We start from the raw sequence: 12,565 nt of genomic DNA, 5'->3' as shown, positions 1-12,565 counted from the left end.
CGAATAAAATGTATTTTTGCATCCGAAAACAAAGAAACAACTTTTGAAAAAGTTATTGATCATATTTCTTTCCTGCATGCTATTAGTTCCCTCTTTTGGCAGTTTCTTTGTTTATACCTCATTCAAATTAAATCAGGAGGAAATTGCAAAAACAATCTGTGTTCAGCGCAAAATGGTTTTTAATACCTGTAATGGTCGTTGCGAACTTCAGAAAAGCTTAAAAAAATACCAGGATAACGAAAGAAAAATGAACAACAACCTGAAAGAAAAAGTAGAAGTTGTTTACATTCAAAATACCCCTGTAGCTAATTTCAAATTAGTTACCCCAATCGAATCTGAAACAAAAAATTTTAGTTTTTCAGACGAGAAGCCTATATCTGTTTCTAGTACGACTTTTCATCCCCCTTCCTGTTTGGTTTAATTTTTAGTATACGAACTGAAACCTTTTTTTCTGTGCTTTACAAATTTCTAATCTTGGTTAAAGCATTTTATTGTTTGGTTATAACATAATCAAAAAAGAGAATTATGTTTTAAGTACACTAAAAACGAAATCCAGAAATTTAGTTATAATTATCAGGCTAAAATCAGACTGATAATTTCTAGTGATTTATTTTAAACATTCATTAAAAATGAAAATTTTTAATTATTGCACAATTGTACTATTTTTTACAATAATGTCGTGCACAATTGATAAAACCGATTACGAAGCCGAAATAGATTCTCAGGTTCCGGAATATTACGAATTTAAAGAAGCTTTTTCTGTAAATAGCGGTATTTACAAAGTCAGCATCGAAGCATTAAACGGAACTTTTTACAAGGGTTATAATGAGCTTCATCTGAAAGTTATTAATACACAAACCAACGAAGAAATCAATTCATCGAAAGTAACATTTTTACCTATATTGAGCAATACTGACGGAAGTACGACTTCTTGTCCTCATTCTTATAATTTTGAATATGATGCTACAAATAAATATTACTCTGGCTATTCTGTTTTTATAAATGAAAGCATTAATGCTGATAGTTGGAAAATCTACCTCAGCTTTACAGCTTCAAATCAAACCTATAAAGCAGATAAAGTTGCAACTGTAGAAAAACAGAATAACATGAATCTGAATATGACGGCTTTTACAGGAAAAGATAATGAACAATATTTTATTGCATTAATAGCACCTCAAAAACCAACCGTTTCCGAAAATCCGCTTACAGCAGGAATTTACAAATACAACAAACCAACTACTGCGGCGGGTACATTTCCTGACCCAACTCAATATTCGTATTCAGAAGTTGATAATTATACCTTGAAATTAGATCCCAGAATGCCAGAACCGTCTATGGGAAATCACTCTTCTCCAAATAATAAAGATCTGACACAAGAAGATGATGGTTTGTATCATGGTGTGGTTAATTATACGATGACTGGGAACTGGACTTTGAATTTTATTATGCTAAATCAAAACGGATTGATTATAAAAGGAACTGTGGTCCCAACTGATTTTACACCAGGCGTTGAAGGTGTTAAAAGCGAACTTTTTATTGATACCTTATTCTAAAAATATGAAATACCTACTATTATTTCTTTTTTTGGGATTGACAATAACAGCTCAAAATACAGAAACACAAAACGACAGTATAGAAAAATTAAAAGAAGTAGAAATCAAATCTGCCGCCAAAAATAAAATTGAAACAGAAATGAAAATGGCTGTTTCGGTAGATGAGTTTTTGTCCTCATCAGATAATATCAGTTTTATAAAACGTGGTGCTTATGCCTGGGAACCTTTGCTTAACAACATGAGTTCTGAACGCTCAACTATTACCATAGACGGAATGCATATTTTTGGAGCCTGTACAGACAAAATGGATCCGGTTACCTCTTATGTAGAAAGCAATAATCTGGCGGCAATCGATATAAAATCAGGTCAGGAAGGAAGTCTGCATGGTGCTACTGTTGCCGGAAGTATTGATTTAAAAAGAAGAAGTACTGCTTTTAGTTTAGAAAAAAAATGGATGGGTTCTTATCAAAGTGGTTTTGAATTCAATAACAACCAGTTTTTCAACCTTGGAAATATTGCTTATTCCAGTAATAGATTTGTGGCAGACGGAAGTATTTCCTACCGAAAAGCTGATGATTATTTTGATGGAAATAATGATGAAGTAAAACATTCACAATATAAAAAATTCAATACTTCATTAGGTTTAGCATACAAAACAAGTGAGTTATCATCAGTAAGATTTGATGCTATTTTTGATATGGCGAAAGATGTTGGCTATCCAGCTTTACCAATGGATTTATGGCTTTCGCGTGCCTTGATTACCTCGGCTTCCTACAAACAATTATTTGAAGATGGACTGGTACGAGTGATTGACACCAAAGTTTATTTTAATGCCATTGAACATTATATGGATGATACAACCCGTCCTGAAAATTTAGTTCATATGGATATGCCAGGCTGGAGTACTACTTATGGTTTGGTTTCGAAAGCCAACATAAGAAAAAACAATTATTCATCAGAAATTCAATTGAATGCCTACGACAATGTTTCTATTGCCGAAATGCGAATGTACCCTCAGGATCGCAGCGAAAGAACGATGTTTGCTTACAGCTGGCCGTGGGTTACGACCCGATATGGCGGACTTTCGATGAATAATAACTGGGATATTTCCGAAAAAAGTCAACTGAATTTAGGAGGTTCTTTAGGAGTAAATTACAATTACTCCAAGTACGTAGAGTTCAACTGGATTTTTCATCCGGGAGCTCCACAAGAAAAAACGCGATTCTTGCCAAGTCTTCATGCAGGATATAATCTCGATTTAGAAAATTTTAATTTTTCGGCAGGAACCGGTTATGGTCACAGAGCACCTTCGGTCTCTGAAGGATACGGTTATTACATTTATAATAGTTTTGACCGTTATGATTACATCGGAGACCCTAATCTGAAAAATGAAATTTCGTATGAAGGAAATGCAAGTGCTGGATTCAATAAGGAACGATTCAGCATTCAGGCGAAGGTAAATTACTTTTACATCCAGAATTACATCATAGGCCGAATTCTGAGTATGGGAAGTCCGATGAATTACCAATCGGTTGGTGTAAAAGGCTACACTTCGTTAGATTATGCTACACTTTTTAATGCATCGATGAATGTTAGTTATGATATTTTAGAACATTTGCATTGGAAAGGTAATTTGACTTATGCAAGAGGAATGGATAATAACGGTGGCAATCTGCCTTTTATTCGTCCGTTGAGTTATCAGAGTTCATTACATTTTATGCACAATAATTTCGGAATACAGGCCTCTGTTAATGGCGATTTGGCTCAAATTAATTACAGTCCGGAATATGGTGAAGACCAAACCGATGCTTACTTTATTTGGAATCTTTCAGCCGATTATACTTTCAATATCAATAAAATAGAGAGCGTGATACAAATCGGCGCAGAAAACATTTTGAATAAATATTACAGTACTTATGCCGACTGGGGAAATATTCCTAGAATGGGACGCAATATTTTTGCTTCTTTAAAATTCAGTCTTTAATACAATGAAAAAAGTTTTTAGTATCACAATGATTATCTTGTTTCTGTTGGTTTCTTTCCAGCAGGCATTGATTATTGTACACTTTAAACTGAATCAGGAGCAAATTGAGCAGGAATTCTGTATCAACAAATCCAAACCTGAACTACAATGTCACGGAAAATGCCATTTGAAAAAAAGAACTGGAAAATTCAGAAAACCCCAATTTAGCACTTACTAGTCTAGAAAAGCAAATTGATATTGTTTTGACTTCGAATATCGAATTTAAACTCAAAAAAATAAAAAAGATTAATTCTGATATTACTGTATTTTACAAACAAAGTGAACAATCAGAACCATTTCTTAAAGTTTTTGTTCCACCTCCTATTACAGTAATTCTTTCTTAATCCGTCTTACTTATTAAATAGAAATACAAAAATTTAAATACAAAATGAAAAATTTAAAAAAATACCTTTTATCAGCAGCTGCAGTTTTAGCATTAGTATCATGTTCTAATGATGATGACACCCCTGTTGCAAACAATGTCACTTTAGAGTTTAACAATACGTTCAAAAACCAAACAATTGTTCTTGGTGATGCTGCCTCAACATCAGCTACTACTAATACATCAGCTTCTAGTCAAGTACATCATTTTTCAGAATTGAAATATGTTATCAGCAACATTCGCCTTGTAAAAGACAATGGAGACGAAATTCCATACAACATCAATAATTTAGATAACGGAGCAACTGTTATCGACCAGTCAAAAGCAGCAACTTTAAACTATGTTTTAAGCAATATTCCATCGGCTACTTACAAGCAAATTAAATTTGGTTTGGGAGTTAAAACCGAATTAAATACGCTAGATCAAGCTAAATTCCCAAAATTTTATGCTGCTGCTGGCGCAAATGACACAGAAATGCATTGGGAATGGGGAACTGGTTACCGCTTTACTAAAATTGAAGGATTTTATGATACAGATAACAAACAATTATCTATCCATACCGGAAGCACTATTGAAGGAACAGCGCCAAATTACACTCAGGGCGTAGATGCTTATAGAGATATTACATTAAATCTTACTACAAATGCAATTGTTGGAAGTGCTGCTCCTAAAATCAAAATCAAAGCCGATTTTGACAAATTATTAAGCGGAAAAACGAATACAATTACATTAAGTTCAACTGGTATGGGTGCTAATGCAACTTCAAGTATCCATACAGCTGCCAATATGGTTCTGTTTGTAGATAATTTGGGAGGAAATGGAACCAGCGATATTACTGGAATGTTTTCGGTTACTGCTGTAGAAAACTAATATCAAATACAGAGCCGTCCGGAATCAAAAAAGACGGCTCTTTTTTAAAATTCATTTAAGTGAGAAAAATAATTGTTTTCATTACTGCCCTACTTTTCTTGACTTCTTGTAACAATGATGAGTCTGAACAGTTTTCGTATGAAAATCCGGAAATTGGTCTCGACATTCCTCAGGATTTCCCAGAGTTAAATTCGTTTGTAAGCACCAATAAACCAACAAAATATGGTGTAGAACTAGGTAAAAAACTGTTTTCTGACAAACGCTTTAGTGCCGACAACACTATTTCTTGTTCAAGTTGCCATATTCAGGAAAATGCTTTTGCAGATCAGAATGTTCAGGCAATTGGAATTGAAGGAAGAATTGGTCTTCGAAATACACCTTCGATCCAAAATTTGGCATTTCTGAAGTTTTATAATTTGGACGGAAGCAAACTACAGTTGGAAAACCAGCCTTTGGTACCCATTATCACGCATGAAGAAATGGATTCTTCTATTATGGAGGTTATCGAAAAAATAAAAGATGATGCAACATACAAAGATTTATTTTGGAAAGCCTTTGGAGATGAAAATATTACACCTGAAAGAATCTATAAAAGCATTGCTCAATTCGAATACACATTGATTTCTTCCAACAGCAAATACGATAAAGTGAAACGAAATGAAGGCGAAACTTTTACAGAATATGAAGCAAAAGGATATCAAACTTTTCAGCAAAAATGTGCCAGCTGTCATAGCACAGAATTATTTACGGATCAGAGTTTCAGAAACATCGGTTTTCCTGTAAACAATGACTCCAACGAAGCCGGAAGAGCAAGAGTTACTGGAAAAATGGAAGATTATGTGAAATTCCGTGTTCCTTCTTTGAGAAATATCGATTTGACTGCTCCGTATGGAAGCTTCGGACAATTCGAAACGCTGAGATCTGTTTTAGATTATTTCGACAATGGTGTTTTAGGAGCTGATAATCTTGACCCGATTTTTAAAGAAAATGGAAAAAGAATTCCGCTTAGCGAAGAAGAAAAAAACAATCTTATTGCATTTATGAAAACATTAACTGATACCAATTTTACTAAACAATAAATTATCTAAAAACTAACCCATAACCAGTAAAATACTCTGAAAAAAATACTAACCATATTACTTTCATTTATTTTATTACTGCCTCATTTTGGTAATTTCTTTGTTTATACCTCATTCAAATTAAACCAGCAAGAAATCTCAAAAACCATCTGTGTACAGCGCAAAATGATTTTTAATACTTGTAACGGCCGCTGCGAACTTCAGAAAAGTTTAAAAAAATATGAGGATAATGAAAAAAGAATGAACAACCATCTGAAACAAAAAACAGAATTGGTGTATGTGCAGGAAATTTCAAAAACAGATTATACCATAATTGTACCTTTATTTGCATTACCAAATAAGTATAATCATATGGACAAAAAACCAATCTCGGTCATTTCATCTAATTTTCGACCGCCTTCCAATTTTATATAAATTCTAATTGATCTTTTCAAACTTTTTTGAAAAGCCTATTTCATTGGTTTCAAATCAATGAGGTAATTTATTATTTAAAAAATTTATATAAAAAATGAAAAAAATATACCTTACCCTATTGGTTATAGGGCAATGTGTTTTTGCACAAAATAAAACCGAAAAAGATTCGACAAAATCACAAGAGTTAGAAAATATTTTTGTCACCGCGAATCGTACTGCCACACAACGCAAACAAACACCTGTTGCCATCAGTAAATTGACAGCCAAAACAATTGATGAAACCAAAGCAACGGTAATGAACGAGATCATCAATAAAGTTCCTGGAGTATTAATGACAAATGCTGCCAACGAAGGGCACATGATGTCCATACGTCAGCCCATAACGACTAATGCCTATTTTTTATACTTGGAAGATGGTTTACCAATTCGACCAATGGGAGTTTTTAATCACAATGCCTTATTAGAGATTAATCAATTTAATCTTCAAAGTGTTGAAGTGGTAAAAGGTCCTGCTTCTTCTTTATATGGCCCAGAAGCTGTTGGAGGAACAATCAACTTAATTTCTTTAAAACCTTCTATTGATCCGGAATTCAAATTCGGTTTTCAGAGTGATAATCAAGGAAACAGAAGATTTCAAGCTGCTGGTGGTGCTACTGTGGGCAAAATTGGTTTTCATGTTGCCGGAATTTCTACCGTTCAAGAAGATGGCTGGATGATCAATTCTGATTACACCAAGAATAACCTAAATGCTCGCATTGACTACAATATTACAGCTAAAACCCGACTAATCAGTAATACCATGTGGGGAATTTATGATTCTTCGACCAACGGAAGCGTAAATGAATATGACTTTTATCACAGAACATACAAAAATACCACTCCGTTTGCTTACAGATATTCGGAAGCATTAAGAACAAGACTCACACTAGAACACGATTGGAACGAAAAAGCCAATAGTTACCTTACTGTTTATTTAAGAGACAATACATTAGAACAGAACCCTTCCTACGGAATTAGATGGAGTCCTACTGTAAATCCAACAAAAGCAACTGGCGAAATCAACTCTAATAATTTCAAAAGTTATGGAGCCATTGGTCAGCACACTCAAAAATTTGAATTTTTGAACACCCAACTTGTTGCCGGAGCTTTATATGATTATTCTCCAGTTAGTTATTGGGCATACCTTGTTGAAATGCAAGCTAATCTTAATCCGGGCGATCCAGGAAAACAAACCGTAAATAACTACGAAATTACTGCTGAACGTCCAGATGTAAAATTAACCGATTATACTGCCGACATTTATAACACGGCTGGTTATGCACAAATAAGCATTCAGCCTATCGAAAAATTAATTGTAACTGCCGGCGCTCGTTATGATAATATGAATGTAGATTACAAAAATGCTATGGACCAATCTACAGGAACAAAAGTATATGACAAACTTACCTTCAAAGCAGGTATCAACTACAATCCTATACAAAATACTGGGGTTTATGCTAATTATGCTCAAGGATTTGCTCCTCCTGGAATCACTTCTATCTTTAGAGCCAGACCTGGAACTGGAGGAAATACTGGAGTTCCAGCCGAATTCTATTATAACCTGGAACCGGCAACCTTCAATAATTATGAAATGGGTGGCTGGGTATCTTTATTAGAGGGCAAATTACGATTCGATTATGCTGTTTATTATATGGAAGGCAAAAACGAATTATTGAGTGTAAAAATAGCCGACAACTCTACGGATTATCGCTCGGTTGGAGAAACGAGTCACAAAGGAATTGAATTGGGTGGAAACTACCGATTCCTAAACAATCAATTCAATTTTCGTTTTGGCGGAACGGTTTCTAAACACACCTATATCGATTTTCAACTTTCGGATAAACCAAGCGATCCAATACAAAATTTAGACGGATACGAAATGCCTCTTTCCCCAAAATGGTCTGGGAATTCAGAACTAACGTATTACCCGAAATGGTTGCCAAAATTCAGAACTTCTATCGAATGGCAATCTGTTGGTAACTATTACCAGGATCAAATCAATACTTTCAAATACGCAGGATATGATATTTTCAATTTCAGAGCAGGTTACCAATGGAAAGGCATCGAAATATACGGAAACATTATGAATGTAACAGACAAAATATACTCTAGTTATGTTTCCAGAGCCAATACAGCAAACGCACAGTCAAGTTATACTGCTATGCCTCCAAGAACATTTTTGATAGGTTTACAATATAATTTTTCATTAAAAAAATAAGAATTAGGAGCTAATCCCGCTCTACGCTTTATCTTTTGTGGCGAACCCCGCCACAAAAGAATATCGCTTCAAATAAAATTCACTGAACTCCGATTAAAATTAATTTTAAGTGAAGTAATCGGGGCTAAAAAAACAGAACAAATGAGCAAAGAAATAACAGCCAAAAAGTCCAAAAAGAAGGATTCCAAGTTCATAAAAAAAATCAAACAAAAGGCCTACGCCTGGCATCGGATTATAGGATTAATTACAATAATTCCAGTCATTTTCTGGACATTATCGGGATTGATGCATCCCTTTATGGCACATTTTTTTAAGCCAACAATTGCTAACGAACGTCTGGAAATAAAACCAATTGACAAATCCCAACTGACCCTTTCTATTCAGGAAGTTCTTGCAAAGAACAATATAACCGATTTTAGGAATTTCAAAATCGTTTCGTTCGAAAACAACACTTTTTACCAAGTAAAAACAGTGACTGGAGATTTATTGTATTTCAATACTTTGGATGCAAAAAAACTAGAAAACGGTGACCAAAAATATGCACATTGGCTTTCTCGCTATTTTCTTGATGATCAAAAAAGCCCAATTGCTAAAACAGATATCGTAACCGAATTTACTTCGCAATACAAATATGTAAATCGTTACCTTCCTGTTTACAAAGTAACTTTCGACCGCCCTGATGCTATGGAAGTGTATGTAGAAACGGCTTCGGGTAAACTAGCCGCTTTCAACCCAAAATCCAGACAAGCTTTTATATGGTTTTTTGATGTTTTTCACAATTGGGCTTTTATGGATTGGATCAGCAATAACAGTATTCGCATTGTTGTCATGATTTTATTCCTTTCAATCATTTTTCTTTCATCTATAAGCGGTATTGTCATTTATGGTTTATTCTGGAAGCAATTCAAAAAAACCGACAAACTTGCTCCCAAAAAAGGATTACGAAGATACCATCGCCAAATTGGGATCTGGATTTCGCTTTTTACATTGACATTTGCTTTCAGCGGTGCGTATCATGCCACCACAAAATGGGAACCTTATACTTTGGACAAAATGATTTATGAGCCAACTTTTGAAACTAAAAAAATCCCTTTAGCAAATAATAAGCTGAATTTAGACTGGAGCCGTTTTTTAAATGCAAGTATTATCACTTTAAACGATACGACGTATTTTCGTTGCGAATTATTAGCAAAAGAGAAATTCAAAAAACCAAAAGCCGATTCAGGTTCAAAATGGAACAAAAAAGATGATAAAAAATCTGAAGTCATTTACATCAACGCAACCACAAATAAAATTGCGCCAAATCTGGATTTAGAATACGCTGAATTTTTAGCTTATTATTTTACCGATGGAGCACCAAAAGCTTCATGCTGCGAAATGATTGAAACATCAGAAGATGATTTTCAGCCTTCATTTGAAAATATAAAATTACTTGAATCAAAAGTTTTGACCGACTTTGAAAGCAGAGAGTATGGATTTGTCAATAAAAGACTTCCAGTAGTAAAATTAGCGTATGACACACCCGAAAAAACAACTTACTTTATTGAAACTTCAACCTCACGACTAGCCGCAGTTATCAATAACTCAGACCGGGTTGAAGGTTATTCTTTTGCCATCCTGCACAAATTTTTATTTATGGACTGGGCTGGAAAAAACATCCGTGACCTGACGATGGTTTTAGCTGCATTGACGATTCTAATTGTTAGTGTTCTTGGGTTTATTTTGTTTTTGAAGGAATAGTATCGTTTTATTCCTGCAAGGTCAAAAAAAGACCTTGCAGGAATTTAAACCATCAATAAACACACCTACAAGGTTTTAAAACCTTGCAGGAAACCGAAATAGTAAATTTATCGGGGATTCTCCTGATAATATCGCGCTTCAATACGTTTAATATCTTTTATCGAGTTTTTCGCCCAATCCAAACGTTTCGCTAAAATTTCTTCATCAGACAACTGCCATTTTATATCCGATCTTCGAAGTCTGTTGGTTAGGTTTTGAATTATAATAGCTGCAGAAACCGAAATATTCAGACTTTCAGTAAAACCAACCATTGGTATTTTCAGGAAACCATCGGCATTGTCCATAATTTCTTGTGACAATCCTTCTTTTTCTGTTCCGAAAAAAAGTGCACTTGGTTTTGATATGTCAAAATCCTCCAGCATGCAGTCTTTTTCGTGAGGAGTTGTTGCAATAATTTGATAGCCTTTGTTTTTTAAATCTGAAAGACATCCTGAAACCGAATCAAACCGATTGATATCTACCCACTTTTGAGCGCCTAAAGCGATTTCTTTATCAATTCGTTTTCCAAAACGCTGCTCGATAACATTAAGTTCCTGAATTCCGAAAACCTCACAGCTGCGCATTACTGCACTTGTATTATGCATTTGATACACATCTTCTACGGCAACTGTAAAATGTTTGGTACGATTTTCCAGAACATGCAGAAATCGTTCCTTGCGGTTGTCTGTCAGTATATTTTCAAGAAAAGCGAGGTAATCTAAATCAATCATTTGGTTTTGTTTGCGGCAAAAATAATAATATTTTATCATATCGGGCAAAATGTCAAAAAGCTCTCAAAACCTTTTTGAACCTAAAACTGGTATGTTTTAATTCATACTATTCTTAAAATCGGTTATTTTTACGAACTACTTACTACCTCATAAAATAACCTTAATGAACAAGCCTTTTTACAAAAGCTTTTTGTTTGCTTTATGCCTCGCCCTTTTTGGCTGTGGAACAAAAATTCCAAAAGAAATCCCTGTTGGCTATGGCTGGAGCAATAATTCTGTCAATACAGTCAAATTCAGAAAAAATGCTGTAACTACTTTTAAAAACCTTCAGTTTACCGCCTATTATAATGAAAATGGAACAGTAGTTTTAGGCAAAAGAAAACTAAATTCCGAAACTTGGGAAATCGTAAAAACACCTTACACAGGCAATGCAAAAGATGCTCATAACAGCATTAGTATTGCTATAGATGGAGACGCATATCTTCATGTAAGCTGGGATCATCACGACACCAGACTCCGATATGCAAAAAGCAAATCACCATTAAGTTTAGATTTAGGTAATGAAGAATCCATGACCGGAATTGCCGAACAAAAAGTAACATATCCTGAGTTTTACAATTTACCAAACGGGAATTTATTATTCTTCTATCGTTCCGGTGCTTCGGGAAGGGGAAATATGATAATAAATTCATATGCTGTAAAAGATAAAAAATGGTCGCAAATTCAAAGCAACTTATTAAACGGTGAAGACAAAAGAAGTGCTTACTGGCAAGCCAAAGTAGATAGAAAAGGTACTATCCATCTTTCATGGGTCTGGAGAGAAAGCTGGGATGTATCCACTAACCATGACATTTGTTATGCCCGCTCTTTTGATGGAGGTTTGAGCTGGGAAAAATCAAACGGAGAAAAATACAACTTGTCCATAACTCTTGCATCGGCAGAAATTGCGTGGAAAATTCCGGAAAAATCGAGTTTGATCAACCAAACTTCAATGACGGCTGATGAAAACGGAAATCCTTATATTGCTAATTATTGGAGCGAAAATAACATTCCGCAGTTTCAGATTGTTTATTTAGAAAATGGAATTTGGAAAAAAACAAACACAGCTTTTCGAACAACTCCTTTTTCTTTGGGAGGCGGCGGAACCAAAAAAATCCCAATTTCCAGACCTGATTTATTAATTAAAGAAGAAGGAACAAATCGCTGTTTGTACCTTCTTTTTAGAGACAGCGAAAGAGAAAACAAAGTCTCAATGGCTTACACAAATTTAAGCAAAGACAATAATTGGAAAGTAACTGATTTAACCTCAGCTTCAATAGGAGAATGGGAACCTAATTATGATATTTCACTTTGGGAAAAGCAAAAAAAACTTCATATCTTTCTTCAAAATGTAAATCAGGTTGACGGAGAAGGTCTGGCTAAATCAGAACCGACAATGGTGCGGATTTTAGAAGTGAAACAATTACCCAAATAATTG

General features: G+C 34.6%; 11 protein-coding genes. 10 read left to right on the top strand and 1 reads right to left on the bottom strand.

Annotated elements, in window-relative coordinates:
* The first annotated feature begins 43 nt into the window (after window positions 1-43).
* The 9 genes from GXM17_RS16510 (at window position 44) to GXM17_RS16470 (ending at window position 10,318) form a co-directional block, all read left to right on the top strand.
* The gene (locus GXM17_RS16510; RefSeq protein ID WP_244307423.1) at window positions 44-421 is read left to right on the top strand and encodes a hypothetical protein; all 378 of its coding nucleotides are present in this window, start codon (window positions 44-46) and stop codon (window positions 419-421) included.
* A gap of 253 nt (window positions 422-674) precedes the next feature.
* Window positions 675-1,553, top strand: coding sequence for a hypothetical protein (locus GXM17_RS16505; protein ID WP_244307422.1), 879 nt, complete (start codon window positions 675-677; stop codon window positions 1,551-1,553).
* Between the two features lie 4 nt (window positions 1,554-1,557).
* Window positions 1,558-3,537, top strand: a complete 1,980-nt coding sequence (locus GXM17_RS16500) for a TonB-dependent receptor plug domain-containing protein (RefSeq protein WP_163400480.1) — start codon at window positions 1,558-1,560, stop codon at window positions 3,535-3,537.
* 4 nt (window positions 3,538-3,541) lie between these two features.
* Window positions 3,542-3,754: a hypothetical protein gene (locus GXM17_RS16495; RefSeq protein ID WP_163400479.1), complete on the top strand. Its 213-nt coding sequence runs from the start codon at window positions 3,542-3,544 to the stop codon at window positions 3,752-3,754.
* Between the two features lie 210 nt (window positions 3,755-3,964).
* Entirely contained in the window at window positions 3,965-4,828 is an 864-nt protein-coding gene (locus GXM17_RS16490; protein WP_163400478.1) for an MbnP family protein, read from the top strand.
* A gap of 59 nt (window positions 4,829-4,887) precedes the next feature.
* A complete protein-coding gene (locus GXM17_RS16485) occupies window positions 4,888-5,907 on the top strand; it encodes a cytochrome c peroxidase (RefSeq protein ID WP_163400477.1) in 1,020 nt (339 codons plus the stop codon).
* Window positions 5,908-6,072: 165 nt separating this feature from the next.
* Window positions 6,073-6,321, top strand: coding sequence for a hypothetical protein (locus GXM17_RS16480; protein ID WP_244307421.1), 249 nt, complete (start codon window positions 6,073-6,075; stop codon window positions 6,319-6,321).
* Between the two features lie 94 nt (window positions 6,322-6,415).
* Window positions 6,416-8,578, top strand: a complete 2,163-nt coding sequence (locus tag GXM17_RS16475) for a TonB-dependent receptor (protein ID WP_163400476.1) — start codon at window positions 6,416-6,418, stop codon at window positions 8,576-8,578.
* A gap of 141 nt (window positions 8,579-8,719) precedes the next feature.
* Window positions 8,720-10,318, top strand: a complete 1,599-nt coding sequence (locus tag GXM17_RS16470) for a PepSY-associated TM helix domain-containing protein (RefSeq protein ID WP_163400475.1) — start codon at window positions 8,720-8,722, stop codon at window positions 10,316-10,318.
* Window positions 10,319-10,425: 107 nt separating this feature from the next.
* Here the strand turns inward: GXM17_RS16470 and GXM17_RS16465 are convergent, their stop codons facing one another.
* Window positions 10,426-11,088 (bottom strand): TrmH family RNA methyltransferase, encoded by a 663-nt coding sequence (locus GXM17_RS16465; protein WP_163400474.1) that lies wholly within the window; start codon window positions 11,086-11,088, stop codon window positions 10,426-10,428.
* Window positions 11,089-11,251: 163 nt separating this feature from the next.
* Here GXM17_RS16465 and GXM17_RS16460 point away from each other — a divergent pair, with 163 nt between their 5' ends.
* A complete protein-coding gene (locus tag GXM17_RS16460) occupies window positions 11,252-12,562 on the top strand; it encodes a BNR repeat-containing protein (RefSeq protein ID WP_163400473.1) in 1,311 nt (436 codons plus the stop codon).
* Window positions 12,563-12,565 lie beyond the last annotated feature (3 nt).

The organism is Flavobacterium fluviatile (genome assembly GCF_010645065.1).
In the GTDB taxonomy this organism is placed as follows: Bacteria; Bacteroidota; Bacteroidia; order Flavobacteriales; family Flavobacteriaceae; genus Flavobacterium; species Flavobacterium fluviatile.
The sequence above is the reverse complement of the archived record's forward strand: the minus strand, read 5'-3'. Positions and strand labels throughout refer to the sequence as shown.